The sequence below is a fragment of the uncultured Roseibium sp. genome (assembly GCF_947496995.1).
Lineage (GTDB): Bacteria > Pseudomonadota > Alphaproteobacteria > Rhizobiales > Stappiaceae > Roseibium.
Genome location: NZ_CANMFD010000002.1, coordinates 538918 through 564893 on the forward strand (window position 1 = coordinate 538918; position 25976 = coordinate 564893).

21 protein-coding genes are annotated in these 25976 nt (G+C 60.2%); 7 read left to right on the forward strand and 14 right to left on the reverse strand.

The window, feature by feature from the left end:
• The first annotated feature begins 124 nt into the window (after positions 1-124).
• From Q1B40_RS11095 to Q1B40_RS11115, 5 genes are all read left to right on the forward strand, one after another.
• A complete protein-coding gene (locus tag Q1B40_RS11095) occupies positions 125-1378 on the forward strand; it encodes a sarcosine oxidase subunit beta family protein (RefSeq protein ID WP_299813879.1) in 1254 nt (417 codons plus the stop codon).
• Positions 1379-1391: 13 nt separating this feature from the next.
• Entirely contained in the window at positions 1392-1697 is a 306-nt protein-coding gene (locus tag Q1B40_RS11100; protein WP_299813882.1) for a sarcosine oxidase subunit delta, read from the forward strand.
• Positions 1694-4696: a sarcosine oxidase subunit alpha family protein gene (locus tag Q1B40_RS11105; protein WP_299813885.1), complete on the forward strand. Its 3003-nt coding sequence runs from the start codon at positions 1694-1696 to the stop codon at positions 4694-4696. The genes Q1B40_RS11100 and Q1B40_RS11105 overlap by 4 nt, the downstream gene beginning before the upstream one ends.
• Positions 4689-5264 carry a sarcosine oxidase subunit gamma gene (locus tag Q1B40_RS11110; RefSeq protein ID WP_299813888.1) on the forward strand — a complete coding sequence of 192 codons (576 nt, stop codon included), beginning with the start codon at positions 4689-4691 and terminating at the stop codon, positions 5262-5264. Before Q1B40_RS11105 ends, Q1B40_RS11110 begins: the two co-directional genes overlap by 8 nt.
• Positions 5265-5435: 171 nt before the next feature.
• Positions 5436-6152, forward strand: a complete 717-nt coding sequence (locus Q1B40_RS11115) for an endonuclease/exonuclease/phosphatase family protein (protein ID WP_299813891.1) — start codon at positions 5436-5438, stop codon at positions 6150-6152.
• A 34-nt stretch (positions 6153-6186) separates the two neighbouring features.
• Here the strand turns inward: Q1B40_RS11115 and Q1B40_RS11120 are convergent, their stop codons facing one another.
• From Q1B40_RS11120 to Q1B40_RS11175, 12 genes are all read right to left on the reverse strand, one after another.
• Entirely contained in the window at positions 6187-7677 is a 1491-nt protein-coding gene (locus Q1B40_RS11120; protein WP_299813894.1) for an inorganic phosphate transporter, read from the reverse strand.
• A gap of 121 nt (positions 7678-7798) precedes the next feature.
• Complete coding sequence (locus Q1B40_RS11125) at positions 7799-8284, reverse strand: NUDIX hydrolase (RefSeq protein WP_299813897.1); 486 nt, start codon at positions 8282-8284, stop codon at positions 7799-7801.
• 135 nt (positions 8285-8419) lie between these two features.
• On the reverse strand, positions 8420-9928 hold the full coding sequence (locus Q1B40_RS11130; RefSeq protein WP_299813900.1) for an inorganic phosphate transporter: 1509 nt from the start codon (positions 9926-9928) through the stop codon (positions 8420-8422).
• A 135-nt stretch (positions 9929-10063) separates the two neighbouring features.
• Positions 10064-10549, reverse strand: coding sequence for an NUDIX hydrolase (locus Q1B40_RS11135; protein ID WP_299813903.1), 486 nt, complete (start codon positions 10547-10549; stop codon positions 10064-10066).
• 114 nt (positions 10550-10663) lie between these two features.
• The gene (locus Q1B40_RS11140; protein WP_299813906.1) at positions 10664-11572 is read right to left on the reverse strand and encodes a nitrilase-related carbon-nitrogen hydrolase; all 909 of its coding nucleotides are present in this window, start codon (positions 11570-11572) and stop codon (positions 10664-10666) included.
• Between the two features lie 169 nt (positions 11573-11741).
• Positions 11742-11933, reverse strand: coding sequence for a hypothetical protein (locus Q1B40_RS11145; protein ID WP_299813909.1), 192 nt, complete (start codon positions 11931-11933; stop codon positions 11742-11744).
• 97 nt (positions 11934-12030) lie between these two features.
• Entirely contained in the window at positions 12031-13848 is a 1818-nt protein-coding gene (recJ, locus tag Q1B40_RS11150) for a single-stranded-DNA-specific exonuclease RecJ (protein ID WP_299813912.1), read from the reverse strand.
• A gap of 69 nt (positions 13849-13917) precedes the next feature.
• Positions 13918-14913 (reverse strand): class II fructose-bisphosphatase, encoded by a 996-nt coding sequence (glpX, locus tag Q1B40_RS11155; RefSeq protein WP_299813915.1) that lies wholly within the window; start codon positions 14911-14913, stop codon positions 13918-13920.
• Between the two features lie 57 nt (positions 14914-14970).
• Entirely contained in the window at positions 14971-16293 is a 1323-nt protein-coding gene (locus Q1B40_RS11160; protein ID WP_299813918.1) for a homoserine dehydrogenase, read from the reverse strand.
• Positions 16294-16315: 22 nt separating this feature from the next.
• Positions 16316-17533, reverse strand: coding sequence for an LL-diaminopimelate aminotransferase (locus tag Q1B40_RS11165; protein WP_299813921.1), 1218 nt, complete (start codon positions 17531-17533; stop codon positions 16316-16318).
• Between the two features lie 200 nt (positions 17534-17733).
• Positions 17734-18969, reverse strand: coding sequence for a GGDEF domain-containing protein (locus Q1B40_RS11170; protein ID WP_299813924.1), 1236 nt, complete (start codon positions 18967-18969; stop codon positions 17734-17736).
• Between the two features lie 239 nt (positions 18970-19208).
• On the reverse strand, positions 19209-19460 hold the full coding sequence (locus tag Q1B40_RS11175; RefSeq protein ID WP_299813927.1) for a hypothetical protein: 252 nt from the start codon (positions 19458-19460) through the stop codon (positions 19209-19211).
• A gap of 232 nt (positions 19461-19692) precedes the next feature.
• Here Q1B40_RS11175 and Q1B40_RS11180 point away from each other — a divergent pair, with 232 nt between their 5' ends.
• Positions 19693-21498, forward strand: coding sequence for a class I poly(R)-hydroxyalkanoic acid synthase (locus Q1B40_RS11180; RefSeq protein WP_299813930.1), 1806 nt, complete (start codon positions 19693-19695; stop codon positions 21496-21498).
• A 39-nt stretch (positions 21499-21537) separates the two neighbouring features.
• Here Q1B40_RS11180 and Q1B40_RS11185 read toward each other — a convergent pair whose 3' ends face one another.
• Positions 21538-23805: an EAL domain-containing protein gene (locus Q1B40_RS11185; protein ID WP_299813933.1), complete on the reverse strand. Its 2268-nt coding sequence runs from the start codon at positions 23803-23805 to the stop codon at positions 21538-21540.
• 400 nt (positions 23806-24205) lie between these two features.
• Between Q1B40_RS11185 and Q1B40_RS11190 the strand changes: the two genes are divergently transcribed.
• Positions 24206-24811, forward strand: a complete 606-nt coding sequence (locus Q1B40_RS11190) for a DUF6653 family protein (RefSeq protein ID WP_367279118.1) — start codon at positions 24206-24208, stop codon at positions 24809-24811.
• Between the two features lie 20 nt (positions 24812-24831).
• Here the strand turns inward: Q1B40_RS11190 and speB are convergent, their stop codons facing one another.
• The gene (gene speB, locus Q1B40_RS11195; protein WP_299813939.1) at positions 24832-25794 is read right to left on the reverse strand and encodes an agmatinase; all 963 of its coding nucleotides are present in this window, start codon (positions 25792-25794) and stop codon (positions 24832-24834) included.
• Positions 25795-25976: the final 182 nt, after the last annotated feature.

Consider the following 25976-nt stretch of genomic DNA (forward strand, 5'->3'; position numbering starts at 1 on the left):
GCCGGGCGATGGACGGGACCCGGTCCTTGTCGCTAAGGTCCGGGTCACGGAGATTCAACTGGAGACGCCGCCGATCCCTGGGCGACAGGGAAAGACGGCCAGCAACGCGCGGAGCCGCTGCTTTATGAAGCGTTATTCCTTCCTGGAACTGGCGAAAAACGCCTTTTCAGCGCATCAGAACTGGGGGCGCCAGTGGCGGTCCCCGGAACCCAAGGCTGAATACGACGTGGTTATCGTCGGCGCCGGCGGGCACGGGCTGGCAACAGCGTATTATCTCGCCAGGGAACACGGCATCCGCAATGTGGCGGTGATTGAAAAAGGCTGGCTCGGCGGCGGGAACACCGGCCGGAACACGACCATCGTGCGGTCCAATTATCTCTGGGAAGAGAGCGCCGCGCTTTACAATCACGCCATCGGCCTGTGGCAGAACCTGTCCCAGGAACTGAATTACAACGTCATGTATTCAGCGCGCGGCGTGATGATGCTGGCGCATACGATTCACGATGTTCAGGTCGCGCAGCGACATATCCACGCCAACAGGCTGGCCGGAGTTCAGAACGAATGGCTGAGCCCGGAGCAGGCCAAGGACTACTGCCCGCCCCTGAACATTTCGAAGAACATACGATACCCGGTGCTGGGCGCGGCCCTGCAAAGGGTTGGCGGCACGGCGCGCCATGACGCGGTCGCCTGGGGATATGCCCGCGGCGCCGATGCCCTTGGCGTCGACATCATCCAGAACTGCGCAGTGACCGGCATTCGGCGAAGCCAGGACGGGTCCGTCGAGGGGGTCGAAACGGCGAAAGGCTTCATCAAGGCCGGGAAAGTCGGCGTGGTGACTGCCGGGCACACATCCGTGGTCATGGAAATGGCAGGGGTTCGCCTGCCGCTTGAATCCTTTCCGCTTCAGGCGCTCGTCTCCGAGCCGATCAAACCTGCGTTTCCGTGCGTGGTGATGTCCAATACGATTCACGCCTATATTTCCCAGTCGGACAAGGGCGAACTGGTGATCGGGGCCGGTACGGACCAGTATGTCTCTTACTCCCAGACCGGCGGCATCCATATCAGCAATCATACCATCGACGCGATCTGCGAACTCTTCCCGCATTTCCGCCGTATGCGCATGCTGCGCAACTGGGGCGGTATCGTCGATACCACGCCGGACCGCTCGCCGATCCTGTCAAAAACGCCGGTGCCCGGGCTTTACGTCAATTGCGGCTGGGGAACGGGCGGGTTCAAGGCCACGCCCGGATCGGGTCACGTCTTCGCGCATACCATCGCCAGGGACGAGCCCCATCCGATCAACGCGCCGTTCACCATCGACCGGTTCCGCACCGGACGCCTGATCGACGAGGCGGCCGCGGCCGCCGTGGCCCATTAGGGAAAATGCCGAGATGCTTCTGATTTATTGTCCCTATTGCGAGATCGAGCGCGCGGAAACCGAATTCCGCTGCGGCGGCGAAGCGCATATAGCGCGGCCATCCGATCCGGAAAAGACAACCGACGACGACTGGGTGGAGTTCCTTTACATGCGCTCCAACACCAAGGGCATCGCCGCGGAACGCTGGCGCCATATCCATGGCTGCGGACGGTTCTTCAACGCCGTTCGCGACACGGTCAGCGATGAATTCCTGAAGATCTACAAGACGGGCGAAGCAAAGCCGGATCTTGAAGCACTGGCCAGGGAGGCAGGCAAATGAGCCAGCCGTTCCGGACTGAAAAAGGCGGGCGGATCGACCGCGCCGAGGAACTCACCTTCACATTTGACGGCGAGGAATTGCACGGCCATGCGGGCGACACGCTTGCCTCGGCCCTGCTTGCAAACGGCGTCCACCTGGTCGGCCGTTCGTTCAAGTACCACCGGCCGCGCGGCATCCTGACAGCCGGCTCGGAGGAGCCGAACGCGCTGGTAGGCGTCTACCGCAAGGACGATCAGACGCCGAACCTGCGGGCAACGCAGGTAGAACTCTACGATGGTCTGAAAGCCATATCGCAGAACCGTTTCCCGTCACTCGGCTTCGATGTCGGCGCGGTCAACGACCTGTTGTCGCCGCTCTTTCCGGCCGGTTTCTACTACAAGACCTTCATGTGGCCGAAATCCTTCTGGGACAGGGTCTATGAGCCCATCATCCGGGCGGCGGCCGGACTGGGCAAACCGCCTAAAAACCCGGATCACGACAGCTACGGCAATCTTTACGCCCATTGCGATGTGCTGATTGCCGGTTCCGGACCGTCCGGTCTGGCGGCGGCCCTCGCCGCTGCCGAGACAGGCGCCAAGGTCATCCTGTGCGACGAACAGGCCGAGTTCGGCGGGTCGCTTCTGAGCGAAAGCAGCGCGACCATCGACGGCAAGGACCCGGCTGTCTGGGTTGCCGAAGCCATCGCCAGACTTGGCGCGATGGACAATGTTACACTGCTGCCCCGCACCACCGCATTCGGATATTTCGCGCATAACTTTGTCGCGCTCGCCGAACGGGTGACGGAACATCTTGCAGATCCCGACCCGAGACTGCCACGCGAGCGCCTGTGGCAGGTGCGCGCCAAAGAAGTCGTGATTGCCGCCGGCGCCATCGAACGGCCGATGGTGTTTCCGGAAAACGACCGGCCCGGAATTCTGCTTGCGGACGCCGGACGCACCTATCTCAACCGCTACGGCGTGAAGGTCGGGCACAAGGTTCTGGTCGCAACGGCATGCGACAGCGCTTGGCAGGCAGCCTTCGATCTTGCCGATCATGGCGTGGAAGTCGTGGGGATTATCGATCTTCGCGAATCTCCGCCTGAAAGCCTTGTTGCCATAGCCGCCGCACGCGGCATCCGGGTCGAAGCCGGGTGCGTGATCACGAGCACCCTGGGCCGCAAACGCATCAAGGCGGCGCTTCTCGGCAGGTTGATGACGTCCGGTCAGGTCGCTTCAGGCGGTCAGATCGAGTGCGACGCCCTGCTCATGTCCGGCGGCTGGACACCGACCGTCAGTCTTTTCTCCCAGTCGCGCGGCAAGGTCGTCTGGGACGCAGAGGCAGGCGCTTTCGTACCGGGCAAGTCGGTCCAGAAAGAGCGCTCCACCGGCGCCGCGAACGGGTTGTACGGCTTGCAGGCGTCCCTCGCGGACGGCTACGCTGCCGGAGAAGGCGCCGCCCGGGCGGCAACCGGAAAATCCGCCACGATTACCCATAGCCGGACGAGCGGCGGAGAAGCCGGAAGTGGTGGCACGCTCGGTGCCCTCCCCCATGACCGCAATGCGTCGCGCGTCAAGGCGTTCGTCGACTATCAGAACGACGTCACGGCGAAGGACGTCAAACTCGCCGTGCGCGAGGGCATGCAGTCGATCGAGCATATCAAGCGCTACACGACAACCGGCATGGCGACCGACCAGGGCCGTCTTTCGAACATGAATGCGCTTCAGATTGCCTCCGGTGCGCTGGACAAGCCCCTCACGGACGTGGGGCTGACGACCTTCCGCCAGCCCTTCACGCCAACCACCTTCGGATTGTTTGCCGGTGTATCGCGCGGCGATTTCTTCGACCCGGTCCGAAAAACACCGTCGCATGACTGGGTGGTTGCAAAAGGCGGCCTCTTCGAGGATGTCGGCCAGTGGAAACGCGCCTGGTATTTCCCTGAAAACGGCGAGGACATGCACGCTGCCGTGGAGCGGGAATGCAGGACCGTGCGTAAAAGCGTCGGCCTGTTCGATGCGTCCACGCTCGGCAAGATCGAAGTGGTCGGACCGGACGCAGCCGAGTTTCTGGAGCGGATGTATACCAACCCGTGGAAGAAGCTTGCTCCTGGGCGCTGCCGCTATGGCCTGCTTTTGAACGATGCCGGTTTCATAACCGACGACGGTGTCATCGGACGCCTTGCCGATGACCGCTTCCATGTCACGACCACCACCGGGGGCGCGCCGAGCGTGTTCGCGACCATGGAGGACTACCTGCAGACGGAATGGCCGGATCTCGATGTGTGGATTACGTCCACCACCGACCAGTACGCCGTCGCCGCCGTTCAGGGGCCCAAGGCCCGCGAGGTGATTGCCCCCTTCATCGAAGGGATCGACCTGTCGGCCGAAGCCCTGCCGCACATGAGCGTCAGGGAAGCCACGTTCTGCGGCGTTCCCTGCCGCCTGTTCCGCATTTCCTTCACCGGTGAACTCGGGTTTGAAATCAACGTGTCCCGCCGCCACGGAAAGATGATGTGGGACACCCTGGCCGGAGAGATCGCAAAGCATGACGGAGTCGCCTACGGCACCGAAGCGATGCACGTGCTGCGCGCCGAGAAGGGCTATATCATCATCGGCCAGGACACCGACGGCACAGTCACCCCTCAGGACGCGGGCATGACCTGGGCCATCGGCAAGAAGAAGTTCGACTTCGTCGGCAAGCGGGGGCTCGAGAGGCCGGATCTCAAGGCTGAAAACCGCAAGCAACTGGTCGGGCTCCTGACAAAGGATCCGAAGATAAAGCTGGAGGAAGGCGCACAGGTCACGACCCTGGAAAATCCGGCCACCGGAACACCGGCGGAAGGTCACGTGACCTCGTCCTATTTCAGCCCGGCGCTCGATCGCTCGATCGCTCTGGCAATCGTCAAGAACGGCCACGCCCTTGAGGGCAAGGCGCTCTATGTGCCCATGCCGGAAGGCAGCATCCCGGTCGAGGTCACCGGCACGGTGTTTTACGACAAGGAAGGAGCTCGGCTCGATGTCTGATCTTCTGGCAAGCGACCTGATCACGCCCGACGCGGGCGAGCCCCCTCTTCTCGGCCTGGCCAGCGTGTCCATTTTGAAGGTCGCTCCGCTCGCGCGGTTCTCCTTCCGGGCGCGCACGGCCTCCCTCAAGAAAGCCGGAACCGCTTTCGGGGTTCCCCTCCCCGTCAAGCCCCTGACCAGCGAGACTACCGCCAAACGGGCCGCTCTCTGGATGGGTCCGGATGAATGGACCCTGCTGGCGCCTGAAGAGGACCTTCAGGCCGTGATCACCGGCATCGGCAGCAAACTCGGAAATGAGCCGCATGCGCTGGTGGATGTTTCCGACCGCTCGGAAGCGGTGATAGTCACCGGCGAGAAGGCTGCATGGCTGCTGAACACCGGTATCTTCGTCGACCTTTCGCAGGAAACCTTTCCTGTCGGCACAGTGACGCGCACCCTCTTTCATAAAGCGCCGGTGATGATCTGGCGGATTGGTCCGGACGCCTTCGTGGTCGAGGCCTGGGGATCCTTCATGGATTATGTGGCCGGGCTGCTTGTTCAGTGTGCGCAGGAACTTGAAGCGGCCTGATCGTCCGTTCCCGGGCAGCGTCCGTGAAAATTCGGCCCCTTGCAGGCGGTAATATTCTGCAAGGGGTTTGTTTGTATGCTTTTCCGGTAACGCCTGATTAGAGACCCCAGCGGCTGGTATTGCTTCCAGCGCGCTTGCAATTACAGCCGGAAGCCCGCAAATCTGTCCCCCATGATCAAGATCGGTTCCTACAACATTCAAAAATCCATCGGGGTGGACGCCCGCCGCCGTCCGGAGCGCACCCTGAAAGTGATCCGGGAACTGGATTGTGACATACTTGCGCTGCAAGAGGCCGACAAGCGCTTCGGCCCGCGCGAAAGCACCCTGGACAGGGACAGCATTCTGGCGGAAACGGATTACCGGCCCGTGCCGTTTGCAACCGGCGACATGAGCCTCGGCTGGCACGGCAACGCTCTGCTTGTCCGCGACAAGATCGGCATTCTCGATTACCGGCGGATTGAGCTTCCGACCCTGGAGCCACGCGGCGCCGTGGCCGCGGATCTCCTTGTCAACGGCGAAAAATTACGCGTGGCGGCCATGCACCTGAGCCTGGTGGCCCATTTCCGCAAGAAACAGATCACGTCCCTCATGCACCAGCTGCATGAACACATGGACTATCTGCCCACCGTTCTGATCGGCGATCTGAACGAATGGCGCGACGCATCGGGCAGTATGAAGCTTTTCGAGGAACGCTATGAAGTGACCACGCCCGGGCGCAGTTTTCCGAGTCCGATGCCGGTCGGCAGTCTCGACCGTATCATTACCAGTCCGGAATTTACCGTCAGCCAGGCAGGTGTGCACAAATCCAAGACGTCCCGCGTCGCCTCGGACCATCTCCCGGTGTGGGCAACGCTCATCCTCGAGCCAGCGGGTCATATCCCCGGATAACAGCAGACGCGGATCGCGGCAGACGTTGGGCTGATCAGGAAATCAGCTTTATGATCACGAAATAAAGCGCGCCCGCCAAAACGGCGGCGGCGGGAACCGTCACGATCCACGCCGCGACGATGGTCATGAAATGGGCGCGGCGCACCAGATGACGACGGGCCTGTTCCTCGCGGTTGCGGACAGGACGGACCACGTTGTTGCCGCCCTGTATCTTGTTCACGTATTCAAGGCGCCGCCTGGAGCGTTCGGTGTACCATTCCCGGAAAAAACCCACACCGAACACGGCCCCGACAGCGATATGCGTGGAACTGACCGGCAGCCCGAGCCCGGAGGCGATAATCACCGTGATGGCGGCGGAAAGCGAAACACAATAGGCCCGCATCGGGTTGAGCTTCGTGATCTGCTGCCCGACCATCTGGATCAGTTTCGGGCCGAACAGCAGCAGGCCGAAAGAAATGCCGAAAGCACCGACCGCCATTACCCAGAGCGGAATGCTGACCTTGGCAGCGACATCGCCCAATTGCGCAGTGTGCACGATGGCGGCCAGCGGGCCGACGGCGTTGGCCACATCGTTGGCTCCGTGCGCGAAGGACAACAGCGCGGCGGAGCAGACCAGAGGAACGGAAAACAGGACACGGAGAGACTGGTTGCGGTTCTCTAGCCCTTCCGACTGACGCCGGATCAAGGGACGCACAATGAACCAGACGACAAAACCGAACACGATGCCCAGGAGCAGCGATGTCGGCATGTCGATCCTGATGATCTTCTTCAAGCCCTTCAGCGCCAGATAACTGGCGAAGGCTCCGGACATCACCCCGATCAGGACCGGCACCCAGGTCCGGGCAGCCTTGATCTTGTCGTCTTGGTAAATGATGAAGGTCTTGATGAAGGCCAGAATTCCGGCGGCGATCAGGCCACCGAGAAAAGGCGAGATGACCCAGCTCGCCGCAATGCTGCTCATGGTGGTCCAGTTGACGGCATCGAAGCCGGCAGCCGCGATACCGGCGCCCATGACACCACCGACGATCGAATGGGTCGTCGACACCGGAGCGCCGATCCAGGTTGCCAGGTTGATCCACAGCGCCGAGGAAACCAGGGCCGCCATCATGGCCGCCATGAACACGTTGGCGTCTGCCACCGCTTGCGGGTCGATGATGCCCTTGGAGATCGTTCCGACCACATCACCGCCGGCAATCAGCGCTCCCGCGCTTTCGAATACCGCCGCGATCACCAGTGCCGTGACCAGTGACATCGCCCGGGAGCCGACCGCCGGTCCGACGTTATTGGCTACATCGTTCGCGCCGATATTGAGCGCCATATAGGCGCCGATCGCGGCAGCGGCGACGATGATGACCGCCCCCGGCGTGCCCGACATGGACGCGCCGGCAGCCAGGGCACACAGAACGATGAAGACCAGTGCGATGCCCGGCGCGATCAGGCCGCGGCCAAGCGACCCGGCCGCCTCTTCCATGTAACTGAGTTTGTCGAGGTCTTTGTCGAGCGTCGGCTTCTTCAGATTCGGCATGGGCGGTCCAATTGAGAGGGGCCTCGCAAGTCACGTCCTGCCGGGCAGGCGCTTCTACGCGATTGCCTTATAGAAACCGCTGAAAAGGTCAACCGATCGGACCTGAATTCGCCGAAAAATATTAGCTGGGTAAGCTTCCGAGCTGCCGGAACACCTGCACAAGGCCCGGGTCCTCTGCAATCCTGACAGCTTCCTCGATCGACAACCAGCGCACGTCCCGCTCACCGCGCTCCGGAAACACGTCCGTCGTGCTCTCGACATCCACCAGATAGACCAGCACCTTGGTCCGGAGCTTCAGGCCCCCTTTCCCACCCTTGTGGGACCGGAAGCTGGCAAAGGGTTTCTTGCGCGCGGTGCCAATCACCCCGGCTTCCTCGAAAGCTTCGATAGCCGCCGTGCGATGGGCCCGTAGAGAGACGATCGGCCAGCCCTTGGGCAGGATCCACCTGTGTGTCGTTTTGGAGGTAACCATGAGCACTTCCCGCTTGCCATTGCGTTGGCGCAGGCAAAGTGCCGCGATCTGCAGACGAGAGGGCCGCTGAAACAGAAGCGACAGGCTCTGCAACAGGGACGGTCGGTAGACATCAGTGGAATTTATCAGGGACATGCTTTCCTTTCCGTGCGTTACGCTTCCCTACAGACTAATTCAATGCACGGGCGAAGTCCAATAAAAGCGCACTCGATGCACTTTCAGCATCCCCGGCTCGACGAGATCCGTGCCGAAATCATCAAGCCGGGATCATCAAGCCAGGATCAGCTGCAGCAACCGGAACAATGCGGCCGACAACAGGGCGGACGCGGGCACCGTCACCACCCAGGCGGCTACGATGGTGAGCAGGTAGGCGCGGCGCACCAGCAGACGGCGCCGCCGCACCTCGCGGTTCTTCAGCATCTTGCGGGGTTTCATCACCCCGCCGTCTGCGACATAGCGGTTGCGGTACCATTCCCGGTAAAAGCCAACACCGAACAGGGCGCCGACCGCGATGTGGGTCGACGATACCGGCATGCCAAAGGCAGAGGCGGCCAGCACGGTAGCCGCCGTCGACAGCGTGATGCAGAAGGCGCGGACCGGGCTCAGTTTGATGATTTTCTTGCCAACCACGGTCACCAAGCGGCGCCCGAACAGCAGCAGCCCCGCCGAGATACCGAAGGCACCGACCGCGCTCACCCAGATCGGAACGACCGGATTGAGCGATCCCATGTACCAGAAGATCAGATCCGGAAACTCGTTCGACTGGCTGAGCACAATAGCCGCCAGCGGACCGATGGCGTTGGCGACATCGTTGGCGCCATGAGCGAACGACAGGAGACCGGCCGTAATCATGAGCGGCACCGCGAACAGGCTCCGCAGGCTGCGGGCGCTGTTCTTCAACGTCATCGACTGGTCGCGGACGACACCCCGGTAGAACCACCAGACAGCCAGCCCAATCAGCAGTGACAGGCAGATTGCCAGCCATTCGGGGATGGTGATGAGCCTGTGCGACGTCTTCAGCAGAATGTATCCGGTAAACACCGTTCCCATGATTCCCAACAGGACCGGCAACCAGATCCTGGCCGCTTTCAATCGGTCGGGCGCATAGACCACACGGGCGTTGATGAATGCCATCAGGGCAGCGCCGATGACGCCGCCCAGGACGGGAGACATGACCCAGGTCACGGCGATGGTGGAGATGGTGGTCCAGTTGATCGCGGCAAAGCCGCTGGCGGCGATGCCGGCACCCACGACGCCGCCAATGATGGAATGGGTGGTGGAGACCGGCGCGCCGATCACGGTCGCAAAGTTGATCCAGAGCGCGGACGCCGCCATGGCCGTCAGCATGACCTGCATGAACTCGAAACTGTCGCGCACGTCATTCGGACTGAGGATATCGCCTGAAACCGTCGAGACGACGTCCGCTCCGGCAAGCAAGGCACCGGCACTTTCGCAAACCGCCGCGATCAGGAGCGCCGCGGTCAGGCTCATCACCCGGGCGCCGACGGCAGGGCCGACATTGTTGGCGACGTCGTTCGCGCCGATGTTGAGCGCCAGATAGCCCCCGATCGCGCTGGCTGCGACCAGAATGAGCGCGTCGGAGAAGGCGCTGGAGGTTACCTGGGAGGCTGCAAAGGCGGCACAGATGACCAGAAAGACAAGAGCCACGCCCGGTCCCACGAGTCGCCGGCCCATGGACTCCGCCGCGTCGCTGACAAATCCGATCCGGTCGAGATCATTGTCCAGGGCCTTGGATTTCAGGTCCTTTTGTGTCGGCACGCAACAAGCCTTTTTTAAGCCGGAATGAAGTCGGGAAAGCCCGCCCGGTCAGACCGGATAACAGGCTGAAGATGGCAGGGTGAGACGACACTGGTGCATCAGTCGCACTTGAAATTCGTTACTTGTCTGAATAGTTCACCTGATCTGAGGGCGCTTGCTGCGCAGGAAACGCTTCAAGGCCGGCTCTTCTACCGCTTCCATGGCTTCGGACAGCGGCAACCAAACGCACCGGCGCTGCCCGATCTCCGGAAATTCCTCAAGCTGCTTCTCGAAACGTATCTTGAAGACGAGGACCTTGGTGCGGATCTTCAGTCCTTCGGAAAGCCCCTTGTAGGAGCGGAAACTCCCCATCGGTCTGGGGTCGGCTTTCCCCACCACCCCGGCTTCTTCATAGGCCTCGATTATAGCGGTCTGATGCGCCGGCTTGTCTTTTTCCGGCCAGCCCTTGGGCAGAATCAAACGGCCGGTGTTGCGTGTGGAAACCAAAAGAATTTCGGGCTCCTTGTCGCCGGGCCGAAAGCACAGTGCCGCGATCTGCAATCTGGCCGGTTTGAGGAACAAACCACCAAGCCCTTGCAGCCACGAAAATTCCTGCACCGATATCGACCTTGCGAATCTCATCTCCACACCTGACCTATGACAACTAGGCGTGTATAGAGATTCGGCACGGGACAGTCCATCGGAAAGTGCACTATGTGCGCAAACCTCAGCTGTGAAAGTGTTTATATCTTCCACCTACCCGGCGGCGACAGACACATGGTCGGCGGTCCAGGCTCCCGGCCAGACTTCAGCCTTGCCCGATCTGAGGTCGCGCAATTGCTGAAAGGGAACCGTTGCGACCAGAAAGGGTTCTTCACCACCGGCACCACCAGTCGGCGGAATGTCCGCTGCGACACCGGAATGTCCGAATTCCTCCTCGCAGGGCAGATACAGCGCCGCACCGGAGAAATTGGTATCGTTTTGTGTCGTCCCCCTGGAGGTGCCGACCACGCCGCAGACTGCCACGGCGCACATGAGTTCCACCGCACGCGCTTTGGCACAGCCGAACACCCGATAGTAGCCGGACGGTTTCTCGGTCATCGAAGGGACCAGCAGCAGGTCCACGCCGTGCCCGGCAAGCAGACAGCTTAGGGCGGGCATTTCGATGTCCAGGCAGATCAGAACCGCCATTTTCAATCCGTCGAGTTCAAAAACCCGCAGAATGGTTCCCGGGGTCAGGTGCCATGTGTCGGCACTTTGCTCGAAAGGGGTCAGAGAAAGCTTGTCCTGACGGATGTCCCGGCCGTCAGCCGTCAACAGAACGGCCGTGTTGGTGATCCCTGCTGCTGTCGTGACCGGCATCGTCCCGGCCAGCAGGGAAACGCCGTGTTTTTGCGGAAAGTGCCTGATCATAGGCACCAATTCGGCGCCGACACTTGCCAGAAACGACATCTCCTGTTCCGGCGGCAATCCATCGGGCTTGAAGGCGAGGCAGCATTCGATCAGGTATTCGGGAAGAACCAGAAGCCTGGCTCCGGCTTCGGCTGCGCGCTTGACGCCTTCCTCGATCTGTCCGGCCATGTCGGCGACCGAGCCCGGTGCGCGTCCGAGATTGAAGGACCAGAGAGCAATTGAATAATCTGACATGGCGCCACGCGAAATCATTCCGAATACGTCCTGCCTTCAGATGAACGCTCGGAAACGCAAACGGATGGGATTCAGGAGATCAGATTCGCCTTGCAACGTTCATCCGAACGCAGAGGAGATTCCGGGGAACACCAGAGATAAATGAGTTGATCAGGGAAGATCAAGGCTGAAACGTCAGCCGGCTTGCTCAGGCAAGAAACAGCCCGACAAATGCCGCCAGGACAATCAGGAAGCCCGTGCCGACAACGGCGGCTTTCGGTTCCGGCGGAAGGGCATACAGTTTCGGGGTCCGGCGGACCTCGCGGATGCCCTTCAGGGCACGATCCGTGCGTCGGTCAATTTCCGCAAAATACGGCGAAAGCTCATTCTGAGCGCGCATGCCTGCCCCTCGCGATTCCTTCGTGAGTGCTTACGTTAGGTGAAGGGCGTTAGCGTTTGGTTAAAGGCGCTGTGTCCGGGTCAAACCCGCACTGCCCCTACACACGGATCTTTTGCGGATCCGCCACATCGAGGATGCGCAGTTGCACCTTGGGGGTTCCCTGCCAGGTGTCGATCGAGAGCGTTCCGGCGACATGGAGCGAACGGCCCCGGCCTTCCAGCAGCATCCGGCCGTGCGGTTTGTCCTCCGCCTTGAAGCAGATTGCCTTGAGCGTGCTTCCGTCGCCGGCTGCCAGTGTCGCCCGGACATGGCCCTTGCCGACTACGTCGGCAAAGGTAACCCGGTGTGCGGGAAAGGCAAAAACCGGTTCGGAATGTCCTGCTCCGTAAGGTCCTGCCTTTTCAAGAAGCTCCAGCAGGTCGAGCGTCGCACCGGTTGCGGTCAACGCGGCGTCGATCTTGAGCTCGCGATGCGCAGTAGCCGCTTCTACGTCGTCACCGAGCCTTTCATTGAAAAAGGCTTCCAGCTCCGCCACCTTCTCCCGGCGCACGGTGAGCCCCGCCGCCATTGCGTGACCGCCGCCTTTTTCCAGAAGTCCTTCGTCAACAGCCGTGCGAACTGCCTTGCCAAGGTCGACGCCCGCAATCGAGCGGCCGGAGCCGGTTCCCTTGCCCGTTTCGTCATAGGCGATGGCAAAGGCCGGCCGGCGGTGGGCGTCTTTCAGGCGGGAGGCAATCAGGCCGACAATGCCCGGGTGCCATCCGTCGGATCCGGTCAGGAGAACCGGCGGATCCCGTGCCTCAATGGCCATTGCCGCTTCCGCGCCCGCCTCTTCCAGCATCACCGCTTCCATTGCCTGACGCTCGGAATTGAGCTGGTCGAGGCGTTCGGCAATTGCCCGCGCCTCGTGCGGGTCTTCCGTCGTCAGGAGCCTGGCCCCGAGTGCTGCGTCCCCGATCCGTCCCCCGGCGTTGATCCGCGGTCCCAGCAGGAAGCCGAGATGATAGCTGGCCGGCTTGCCGCTCACACGCGCGGCGTCCGACAAGGCGGTCAAACCGAAATTCCGCCTTTGATGCATGACGGCAAGTCCGCGGGTGACATACGCCCTGTTAAGCCCTTGCAGCGGTACGACATCGCACACAGTGCCAAGGGCAACGAGATCCAGCAGTCCCATCAGGTCGGGCTGCTGCCTGTCCTTGAAGGCACCCCGCTGCCGCAATTCCCTGTTCAACCCGACGAGAAAAAGAAAGGTCACGCCGACCGCAGCCAGATGCCCCTGCCCCGACAGATCGTCCTGCCGGTTGGGATTGACCAGCGCCTTGACGTTCGGAAGCGTTTCGCCGACCTGGTGGTGATCGATGACCACCACATCGAGATCAAGCTTGTGCGCCGTCTCAAAGGCTTCGACGGAGGTGCTGCCGCAGTCCAGCGTCACCAGCAGTTCCGCGCCGTCCTGCCGCAGTTGCTCGATCGCCGGTCCGTTCGGGCCGTAGCCTTCGATGATCCGGTCGGGAATGTGAATGACGGGGTTGAGCCCCATTGCCTGGAGGTATTTTGCAAAGACCGCCGAGGACGTGGCGCCATCGACGTCATAGTCACCGAAAATGGCGATTTTCTTGCCTGCCTGGACGGCATCGGCGATGCGGGCGACCGCGGCATCCATGTCCACAAGCGTGGAGGGATCCGGCATAAGGGCCTTGATGGATGGATCGAGAAACTCGGGCGCTTCGTCCGGCAGAACGCCGCGGGCGGCCATGACGCGGGAAAGAACATCCGGCAGCCCGTGCATCTGGGCAATTGCCGTTGCAGTGCGTGCCTGCGCTGCGCTCAGGCGTTCGCGCCAGGCATTGTCATTTGCCGAACGGGCGACCCCCAGAACGAGCCGCCTCTCCTCTTCTCCTGCATTCCCGATCATTCAAAGCCTAAATGTCAAAAGACCCCGGAGCATGCCCAGTCAATTGCGCCTGCTCCCAAGAGATCCGGTCTAGTCCAGAAGGAATTTTTCCAGATCCGTGTGCTGGGCCTTGATGTAGCGGACCGTGCCGGTGGACGAGCGCATGACGACGGTGTGGGTCGTGATGTGATGACGGCCGAAGCGAACGCCCTGCAGGAAGTTCCCGTCGGTCACGCCGGTTGCCGCAAAAAGAACATCCGGCCCCGCCATTTCCTGCAAGGTGTATTTCTTCTTGATGTCCTCGATGCCCATGCGGTGAGCCCGCTCGACCTGCTCCTCGCGGGTGATCACCAGCCGCGCCTGCATCTGGCCTCCGATGCTGCGCAATGCTGCAGCCGCCAGCACCCCTTCGGGCGCTCCGCCGATTCCGGCATAGAGATCGATGCCGGTTTCGTCCGGATCGGTCGTATGAATGATGCCTGCAACGTCTCCGTCTCCGATCAGGCGGATCGACGCACCGGTTGCCCGGATATCCTCGATCAGGCGGGCATGACGCGGCCGGTCCAGAACACAAGCGGTGACCTCGTTGATCTTGACGCCCTTTTCCTTGGCGACGGCGGCAAGGTTCTCGGCAATCGGAGCATCCAGATCGATGAGATTGTCCGGATACCCCGGGCCGATCGCGATCTTGTCCATGTAGCTGTCGGGTGCGTTCAGCAGGTCACCCTCCGGCGCCAGGGCAATGACGGCCAGCGAGTTCGGAAGGTTCTTTGCGCAAATCGTCGTGCCTTCCAGCGGATCGAGGGCGATGTCCACCTTCGGGCCGTTCTTGGTGCCGACATTTTCGCCGATATACAGCATGGGCGCTTCGTCGCGTTCCCCCTCGCCGATCACCACCGTGCCGTCGATGGGCAGTCTGTTCAGTTCGCGCCGCATTGCGTCCACTGCAGCCTGGTCCGCGGCCATCTCGTCGCCGCGGCCGCGCAGGCGCGCTGCTGAAACAGCTGCCCGTTCGCTGACACGAGCCAACTCAAGCGTCAGAATTCGGTCCAGGCCACTGGTCGGCTGTTTTTCGGTATCGGACATCAGTTTCTCCAGTTCTCCCCGCAGGCCGCCCCGCGTGGCACACTCGAATTCACAGGTTCAATTCAGTTTTTCGATGCGGATCAGTTGCGGCTCTTCGGCAACCACGCCTTTCGACATGATCGCCTCCAGCGCCTGCTTGATCGCGACTTCAGTGGTTTCATAGGTGATCAACATGACGGGCTGAGGCACGTCCGCATCATATTTTGCAGGTGCTTCATCAGCCGCGTGACGCTTCTGGACAATCGACTCGAGCGAAATACCGGCATCGCCCATGCAGCGCGCAATTTCGGCGAATGCTCCCGGACGATCATAAACAGACAGCCGGATATAATATCCGCCTTCATGCATGCGCATCCGCGCCCGCTGGTAGTCTTTCAGGTCTCCTGCCGGCATGCCGAGCACGGGGGTTTCATCCCCGCGGGCGATATCGGCAATGTCCGCGACGACGGATGACGCCGTTGCGTTGCCGCCGGCGCCCGGTCCGACCAGAACGATTTCACCCACGTAATCGCCGTCGACAGCAACAGCGTTCAATACGCCGTCGATCCGCGCAATCGCGGAGGTTTTCGGCACCATGGTCGGATGTACGCGCTGCTCTATGCCTGTCTCCGTCCGTTGGGCGATCCCCAGAAGCTTGATGCGGAAGCCAAGCTCGTCCGCTGCCTGAATATCGGCTGTAGAGATCGACGTGATCCCCTCCACATAGATATCGTCGTCAGCAATCTTCGTGCCAAACGCAAGGCTGGTCAGGATCGCCAGCTTGTGGGCCGTGTCATTGCCCTCGATGTCAAAGGTCGGATCGGCTTCGGCGTAGCCAAGGCGCTGCGCTTCGGCAAGGCACTCCTCAAAGCCGATGCCCTCGGCCTCCATCCGGGTGAGAATATAATTGCAGGTCCCGTTCAGGATACCATAGACGCGGCTGATGTCGTTGCCGGACATGGATTCCCGCAACGTCTTGACGATCGGTATCCCGCCGGCAACGGCGGCCTCGTAATTCAGGCAGGCATTGTTGTTCTCGGCGAGCAGCGCGAGATCGACACCGTGCCTGGCGAGCAGGGCCTTGTTTGCCGTGACCACATGGACGCCGCGCTTGAGCGCCGCGCGCACTGCATCCTCGGCAGGGCCGCTGTCGCCGCCGATCAGCTCAACGAATATGTCGATGTTCGCCTTCTCGGCCATTTCGACCGGGTCGGAGAACCATTCCAGCGTGGAAACATCAAAGCCGCGATCCTTGCCGCGGTCGCGGGCGGAGACCGCAGTCACCGTCACCGCCCGACCGGATTTGCGTTCGATCTGCCCTGCATGTTTTGCGAGAAGTTGGACAACGGACAGGCCCACGGTGCCAAGGCCGGCGACGCCCACTTTCAATGCTTCTGACATATGGGAATTAATCCAGTTCTATTCAGCCTGAGGTCCCGAGCGGGATGACGTTGTGCAGCTTTTGATCCGCGGTTTCAAGGAAGCGGCGGATATTTCTTGCGGCCTGACGCAGCCTTTGCTCGTTTTCCACCAGTCCGATGCGCACGTATTCATCACCATGCTCGCCGAAGCCGATGCCCGGCGCGACCGCAACCTCCGCTCCTTCCAGAAGCAGCTTGGAATATTCGAGACTTCCCAGGGAACGGAACTTCTCGGGGATCGGCGCCCAGCAGAACATGCTGGCCTCGGGCGCCGGAATGTCCCAGCCCGCGCGGCCGAAACTGTCGACAACCACATCGCGGCGGCGCTTGTAGACCGCGCGCGTCTCCTTGATGCAATCGTCCGGGCCGTTCAGGGCCGCCGTCGCGGCAACCTGAATGGGCGTGAATGCACCGTAGTCGAGATAGGATTTGACGCGCGCCAGCGCGGAAATCAGACGCTCGTTTCCGACCGCAAAGCCCATGCGCCAGCCTGGCATGGAAAATGTCTTGGACAGCGAAGTGAATTCGACCGTGACGTCCATCGCGCCGGGCACCTGCAGCACGGACGGAGGCGGTGTATCGCCGAAATAGATCTCGGAATAGGCCAGATCGGACAGGATGAAGATGTCGTGCTTGCGCGCGAATGCGACAACGTCCTTGTAGAACTCCAGATCCGCGCAGCAAGCGGTCGGATTGGCCGGGTAGCACAAAATCAGGGCGATCGGCTTCGGCACGGAATGGATGACGGCGCGTTCCAGCGCGTGGAAAAAGTCAGCGCCCGGTTCGGCTGGCACATTGCGGATCGACGCGCCGGCCATGAGAAAGCCGAAGGTGTGGATAGGATAGCTCGGATTCGGGCTCAGAATCACGTCCCCGGGAGCGGAGATCGCCTGAGCCATGTTGGCAAACCCTTCCTTGGACCCCAGGGTCGCGATCACCTGGGTTTCCGGATCGAGTTTCACGCCGAACCGGCGTCCGTAATAGGCCGCCTGCGCCTTGCGCAAGCCGTGAATGCCCTTGGAGGCGGAATAGCGGTGGGTGCGCGGATCCTGGACCGCCTCGGTCAGTTTGTCGACGATGTGCCTGGGTGTCGGCAGATCCGGATTGCCCATGCCGAGATCAATAATGTCCGCCCCGGCCGCGCGCGCCTTCGCTTTCAGACGGTTGACCTGTTCGAAGACATACGGCGGAAGCCGTTTGATCTTGTGGAATTCCTCCATGGCGCGGATCCTTGCGAGTTGACGATACGGGCCGCGCGGCGCTTCAGGGGCAACAACAGCGCGGCGGAGGTCTTTTAGCAGCCTCGAAATAAATACGCACCCGTCTTTATGTCACGCGCACATATTCCGGAAATAGGATAAATCCGCCACGTCGCAGGCTCGGGCATTGCCGCGCCCGAACGGGGTGCCGGGAGCGCCTGTCAGGCGGCTTTCTTGCGCTGGGAGGAAAATGCGGGCTCCGTCACGGAATTCTGCAGCTCGCCCTCGGGGGAAAAATCCATCGTGACGATCTGCGCCTTTCCCTGGCGCTTGGCCTTGTAGAGCCCCTTGTCGGCCGCTTCCAGCGCACGCTCCAGGGTTACATTGCAGCTGGCGGTCACTACCCCGGCGCTGGCGGTGACTGTGAGCTTTCCACCGGAGGCTTCCCGGCATTCCATACTGAACCGCCGGCACACCCGCCGGGCGGTGAGCAGGGCCGGTTCCTGGCTGCAATCAGGCAGGAACACAGCGAATTCCTCGCCTCCGAGCCGTCCCGGGACGGCCGTGACATCGAGTGTATCCTTCAGGACGCGGCTAAAAAGCTGAAGCACGGCATCGCCCATGGGATGACCGTATCTGTCGTTCACGGATTTGAACCCGTCCAGGTCCAGCATGATCAGGCTGAAGGTTCCACCGTCCGCTCTGCTTTCGGACATCCAGTCTTGCGTGCCGTCCAGAAAATAGCGGCGGTTCGCAAGTCCCGTCAGAGCATCCTGACTGGCCTGCTCCCTGAAACCGTGCAGCGAGCGTTCGACGACCATGCAGGCGGGCAACAGAATGGCCATCACGGTGGCAAGCAGGATCGTGACCAGATAGACCGCCATGAACCCTTGCGGAAATGCAGACTGAAAATCCGGATAGAGCAGCACGTTCTGGTTCCCGGTGAACCACGCATACCCAAGGCACTCGATCAGGGTCGTCACGCCGAGCAGCCGGACCGTGTGGAGGTTGTCCCTGTTCTGCCGGAATGCCATCCAGACGATGGAAAGGCAGGTCAGGATCAGGTAGCTCTGTACGAAGTTGGTGCGCGCCAGGAAGCTGCCGAAAAAAGGCGGATAAAGGCAAAAGGCAATCCAGACACCTGCGACGGCAAAATTCAGCCAGATGGCGGGACGCCCCCCAAGGAAAGTCGCAAAAGCGCTGCGTCCCAACCCCACTCCCAGAATAACAAGCGTGTTCGCCGCCAGGATACTCAAACCATCCGGAACGACACCGCGCATGGCGATCAGAAGAGCTCCGATTCCGGCCAGGAACATGCCGCACGACCAGATCAGGAGACTGCGTGCACAGACCGCGCTGCGGGCTTTCCAGAAGAGAAAAAACAGGATCAGAATGGCGCTGCCGGCGAATTTGGCGACCATTACGCTGGTAAACAAGGTAGGGGTATCAAGCGTCATCGAAAATTCCATCCTGCCACAACCGGATACTTCCCCTAAAGTTGTAAAAGAACACTTTAATTCATGCCGAAAATATCAATGTCATTTAGGTCAATCGAAGAAAATCAACTTTCCGGCGCCACGCCGCCAGTCACATTTTTCACCTGGGTTCAGAGCATCAAAATATTGATTTCATGCGTTGAGACGAAGGCCAAAAGCTTCCAGATCGGACCATGCGTCTGCATTGAGCGACGCCGGTTTTATTGCGACGCCAGACTTTCCAGATAGGCTTCTGTCGCTACTCTTTCCTTGGGATTGATCAGCCCGGAGGTTTCACCAGCATAAACCGTTGGACGATAGCCTTTCGGCGCGGGAACGCTTGTGTTTCCCTCACCCGGACTGGTCCTGAGCGCATCCACGAGCGGCGTGCCGGGGCCGACCGCGCAGGCAGCGAGCCCGAAGAGCAGCGACAGGCCGCAAGCCGGAGCTAAAACCTTATGTATTATTGACAAGCGCCTCTCCTCGATGCCGTTCCCACGTCCATCCCACTGTCACAAATCTCCGATAGCCGGAACGTTCAAAGCCATTGGAATCCAATCGACGCAACCGGAACCTTGTGTCATAAATACCTGATAGTTCAAAATACCAGCGGAAATATAACAAGATAACGGATTTGAACAAAAACGGGCTCTCTGGCCACCCCAGGGCCGGACGGGGCAGGAAAACCGGAGGAAAACCCCGCTAATGGCTGATGATCGCCAGCATCCCATGTTGCAATACATCATAAACAATCCGGAAGCCTTCGCCCAGAATCTGGCGAAAACGCTGGAGAATGCCGGCAAGGCGATGGCCGCCTATATCGAGCCTCGCGAACAGGGCAAGATCAGCCATGAGACGACGGACGAACTGACCGGCATCGTCAAAACCCTTGCACAAGTCGGTGAATACTGGGCCTCCGACCCGCAAAGGTCCGTCGAAGCCCAGTCTCGGCTGTGGGGCAGCTATATCGACCTGTGGAATTCCTCCCTGAAGCGCATGATGGGCGAGCCTTCGGAACCTGCTGTGCAGACACCCCCGAGGGACAAGAGGTTCGCGGACCCCGACTGGGAAAACAACCAGTTCTTCGATTTCATCAAGCAGCTCTATCTCATCACCAGCAAGTGGGCCGAGGACATGGTCCATGATGCCCAGGGCCTCGACGAGCACACCCGCCACAAGGCGGAATTCTACGTTACGCAGATCGCCAACGCGGTCTCGCCGTCAAATTTCGTTCTGACAAATCCTGAGCTGCTTCGCCTGACGATGGAGAGCAATGGCGAGAACCTGGTCAAGGGCATGCAGCATCTTGTCGAGGACCTGAAGTCCGGCAAGGGCGAGTTGAAGATCCGGCAGACCGACCCGTCGAAATTCAAGTTCGGCGAGAACCTGGCCACGACGCCCGGCAAGGTGATTTCCCAGAACGACGTATGCCAGGTGATCCAGTACTCACCGTCCACCGACGAGGTGCTCAAGCGACCGCTTCTTATCGTGCCGCCCTGGATCAACAAGTTCTACATTCTCGATCTGAATCCGGAAAAGTCGTTCATCAAATGGGCGGTCGACCAGGGTCATACCGTCTTCGTGATCTCCTGGGTCAACCCGGATGAGCAGCAGGCACAGAAGAGTTTCGAGCATTACATGAAGGAGGGTATTCTAAATACTCTCGACGTGATCAAGCGCGCCACCCGCCAGGAGGAAGTCAACACGATCGGCTATTGCGTCGGCGGCACCCTTCTGGCCGTGACGCTGGCCTACATGGCCCGTATCGGCGACGAGCGGATCAAGACCGCAACGTTTTTCACCACCCAGGTCGACTTCACCTTCGCGGGCGATCTCAAGGTCTTTGTCGACGAAGAGCAGATTTCCCTCGTGGAAAAGAGAATGGCCGAATGCGGCTACCTCGACGGCTCAAAGATGTCCTCGGCCTTCAACATGCTGCGATCGAATGACCTGATCTGGTCCTATGTGGTCAACAACTACCTGAAGGGCAAGGAGCCCTTCCCGTTCGACCTGCTTTACTGGAACTCCGATTCCACCCGGATGCCTGCGGCCAATCATTCCTTCTATCTGCGCAACTGTTACCTCGACAACAAACTGTCCAAGGGGGAAATGGAAATCGCGGGCGAGAGGCTGGACCTCTCCAAGGTGACGATCCCGATTTTCAATCTGGCAACGCGCGAGGACCACATTGCGCCGCCGAAATCCGTTTTCCTCGGCTCAGGCTGCTTCGGCGGACCGGTGGAATATGTGCTGGCCGGATCCGGTCATATCGCCGGTGTCGTCAATCACCCGTCCAAAAACAAGTATCAGTTCTGGACGGGCGGCGAAGCCAAGGGAACGCTTGAAAACTGGCTCAACAACGCTGAAGAGCAACCGGGCTCCTGGTGGCCTTACTGGGACGAGTGGATCCGCAAACAGGACGCCACCAAGGCAAAGGCCCGCAAACCCGGCGCCTACCGGGTCAAAATCCTGGAAGACGCACCAGGATCCTATGTGATGAAAAAAGCCTGATCCCGAACCATATGCGCGCGCGGTTGAACAAGGGGTGCTTCAAGCACGCCTTTCCATGCGCCCGAAGTGGGAATCCAGCGGCGTCAGGGTCATGGCGAGCAACTTGCCGAACCGGGTTGCGCTCATCGGCCGGCCGAAATGGAAACCCTGCACGGTTTCACAACGGCAACTTGCCAGGAACGCCTGCTGTTTGGCGCTCTCAACGCCTTCGGCGACGACATTCAGCCCGAGTTCCCGCCCCAGAGAAATGATCGCCCGTGCAATGCTGCGGTCATTTTCATCAAAATCGAGATCTCGGATGAAGCTGCGGTCGATCTTCAAACGGGTAAGCGGAAAACTCTTGAGCGCCGCCAGGCTGGAATAGCCGGTCCCGAAGTCGTCGATGGCAAGCTTCAATCCGATCCGGCGGAAGTCGTCCATGATCCGGACCGCCTGGTCGGCATTCTGGATGAGGAGGCTTTCGGTGACCTCCAGTTCAAGATACCCGGCATCCAGCCCGGACTTGTTCAAGGCCGCCGTCACGTCGGAGATCAATCCGGAATCCCGGAACTGCCTGACCGAGACATTCACGCCCATCGTTATCGGCGTCAGTCCCTGCTCCTGCCACTGCCGGTTCTGCAGACAGGCTTCATCCAGCACCCAGCGGCCGAGAGGAACGATCAATCCGCTCTCTTCGGCGAGCGCGATGAACTCACCGGGCATCAGGCGGCCAAGAGTGGGATGCTGCCAGCGGACCAGCGCTTCTGCGCCGACAATCCGTCCGCTGACGAGATTGTATTGCGGCTGGTATTCCAGGAAGAATTCCCCGTTTTCGATACCAGTGCGCATCTCCTCCAGCAATGTCAGCTTGTTGACGGATTTCTCAGGCCGGGTCTGGTCATAGATCTTGAAACCGTCCCGCCCGGAAGACTTTGCCTCGAACATCGCCTTGTCGGCATTTTTCAGAAGCTCGGCCGCGTCTTGCGCATCCTCCGGATAACATGCAGCCCCGATGCTGCAGGTCACGTGGAAAGACAGGTCACCGATGTTTATGGTCTTGGTGGTGACCGCACGCAGATCGCTCATCAGGCCCAGGAGGTCCTCCTTGAGCGCCGAACCGCCCTCGACGATCAGCACGAACTCATCGCCGCCGAAGCGGATCGCCTCATGGTTTTCTGCAAGAACCGACTTTATCCGCTCGGCAACGATCGCCAGAACCTTGTCGCCGATCGTGTGCCCGAAACTGTCATTGACGAATTTGAAGTTGTCGAGATCGACAAACACCACGGCCACCGGCTCGCCCGACTTCCGGCTGATCTCGACCTTTTCTTCCAGCTTGTGCTTGAATTCCTGCCTGTTGGGCAGCCCGGTCAGAACATCATGATGGGCGAGATAGCGGATCTTGCTTTCCGCCTGATCGCGTTCCACCGCGATGGACGCCAGGCGCGCGGCCTCCGTCGCCAGTCTTTTCTCGTGTCCGGTCGGCGTGCGCACTTCCGTCGAATAAAGACCGAAGGTTCCGAGAACCCGGGAATCCTTGCTGAAAAACGGTACGGACCAGCATGAGCGCATGTCATAGTTGCGCATGATGTCCTGGTGGTCTTTCCAAAGCTCATGGGTGCGGACATCGTCGACAAACACGCTTTGCCGGGTGTGGACCGCTGTGCCGCAAGACCCCATTCCAGGCCCGACCTCTATCATGTCGGTCTGTTCCACATAGGCTTTCGGCAGCTTGGGAGCCACGCCATACATGAGCCGGGTGCCGGTCTCATCCGTCAGCATCACCGACCCGAAAACACCGTCCAGCTGGTCTTCAATCGTCAGAACCAGTGTTTCCAGCACGTCGTCCAGCGGCTTGCCGCTGGCGATCTCCTGCAGAACCTTGTTCTGCCCCTGCTGCAGCTTTTCAGCTTTCTTGCGCTCGGTGATGTCCCGGCAGATACCGATAATCCCGACAACTTCGTTCTTGTCGTTGGTGACCGGAAATTTCGAGGCGGAAAACCACTTTCTCCTGCCTGTCGGCAAAATAAGGAATTCCTCGTGGTCGATCTGGGGAGATTTTGTCGCCATCACTTCAGCTTCGATTTTCATGAAGCCGGAGCCGATTTCCTGCGGATGAAGCTCCATATCGGTCTTGCCGAGCAATTCGGAGAAATCGCTGTATCCGATATCGATCGCGACCTGGCGGTTCGCCATCACGAACCTTGATTTGCGGTCCTTGACGAAAATGTAATCGCTCACCTGGTCGACAAGCGTCTGCAGCCATTCACCGGTCAGATAGAGTTCATCGCCCTTGCGAAGCTGCGGCATTTCATTCAGACGTGCCAATTCCGAAGCCAGTGACGCCCCATCTTCCGGCCCGATGAGGTCAGTTAGTTGCCGGCTCCAGTTTAAAACCATCGAACTCCCCTAGCCTGTGGATGCGGCCGTCTCCGCAGCCTTCGTATTTTTAACAATTTCAAGATAAAAAATCATTAAAACAACAATCTCGATCTTCATGACTGCATTAATATTCAATCGGAAATCCCGTAAATTCTCCCGCTATCTTCATGACTTTATTTGAACTCAACGCCACCTGAAACGGCTTGCAAGATTTTCTCCCCAAAAGCTTTTGCTGCCGGCGTCAACTATTTGGGTGGTGCCGGAACCATACGAAAGTTATTTGCAATATCCATAGACACCCGGGTATTGTCATTTCTTGATCCGCGAACCCGGCACCCAACTGTCCATGCAACCGTCTCAGCTCCAGATTCCACGCAAAACCGGACCCGGGCAGCTTAATGCCTTCGGCAGCAACACGCGCCTTCTGCGCCCGAGCGGTGGAGCGGGCAAATCACCACGCTTCGTATCGCCTTATGTGAAGCTTGCCGCACCAGTTCTTGTCACTGGAGCGCTGTGGGCTCATCTGTGGATAGGACATGCCGGAGCCGTGCTTCTGACAATCGTCGTCGCTGTTGTCCTGCTGCTGATCCCCAGGCCTTCCATCGTTTCATCGCATCGCCGCAGTTGGACGAAACTTGTCGTTTTCGGTGAGAGAATCTGGCTGAACAGGCTGCTTGTGGCCGTTCCGCAAGGGCTGAACCACCGTCTCACGACGCTGTATCTGGTGTTCTGGACCGGAACCCTTGTTGCCGTCCTAGGTGGGTTCACAGCCTCGCCGATCCTGACGTCGACCGGCCTTCTCGTCGCCTATTGTGCCCAGATCACGACATTCCAGAAACTGGTCCAGCTCTACCGGGTCATGAAAGACAGGGACCCGCTCTACCGTTCCTGGTCTCTGACCGCGGAAAACGACAATCACCGCGACGCCCCCGAGCACCGGAAAAGCGTTTAGGCCGCAGCCGGGCTCAAGGTTCAATCCGCTTTTGCGCGCTTTTCCGCGAGCAGGCCGATATAGGTCAGCGCAACACTGGCTCCCGCGATCGATGTGATGTCGGCGTGGTCATATGCGGGCGATACCTCGACGACATCGCCGCCGACGAAATCGATCGCCCCCAGTCCCCGCAGGATGGAAAGCGCTTCGCGGGAAGACAGGCCTCCGGCGACAGGCGTGCCGGTGCCCGGTGCGAAGGCTGGGTCCAGGCAGTCGATATCGAAGGTCATATAGGCCGGTCCCTGCCCCACCCGGCTGACGATCCGGTCGATGGTTCCCGCAATACCCAAGTCGTCCATCTCGTGACCGTAGATGATGTCGAGACCACAGGTTTCAGGCGCATGCGTGCGGATGCCTATCTGGATGGACCTGTTCGGGTCGATGAGACCTTCGCGCACCGCCCGTCCGGTGAACGTACCGTGATCGATCCGGTCGCCCTCGTCCGGCCAGGTATCCTGATGGGCATCGAATTGCACCAGAGCAAGCGGGCCATGCTTGGCGACATGGGCTTTCAGCAGCGGATAGGTGACAAAATGATCGCCGCCGATGGAAAACAGATGTGTGTCCGCCGCGAGAATGCCGGCTGCCTGTGTCTGGATGTGTACCGGAATATCGGCATTGCGACCGTAATCGAAAACGCAGTCGCCGTAATCCACGCAGGCGAGTTGTTCGAACGGGTCCATGTTGAACGGGTATTGTGGATCGCCGTCGAAAATCGCCGATGCACGCCGCACGCCCTGCGGCCCAAACCTGGCGCCCGGCCGGTTGGAGACAGACGCATCGAAGGGAATGCCCCAGACCGCAAGATCCACCCCGTCGAGATCGCGGCTGTAGCGCCGGCGCATGAAGGACAAGGCGCCGCCGTAGGTCGGCTCGTGCGAGCCGCCTTTCACGGACGCTCCCAGAAAGGCATTATCGGTCTGACGCGGCAAATCTGATGACATTTCTGTTTTCCCGGAAGCTGCGCGATGCGAACTGCATCGCCATCTGGTTTTAGCAGCCATCCCACCTCAGTCCAATCATCCCGAACCGGTATTTTTACGGTGGATCAGTGGTGCCGATGCAGGCTGCTTCATGGCCGCGCACCTTGAAATGCCCCCTGAACTGTTCAAACTTCGGTTTGCCG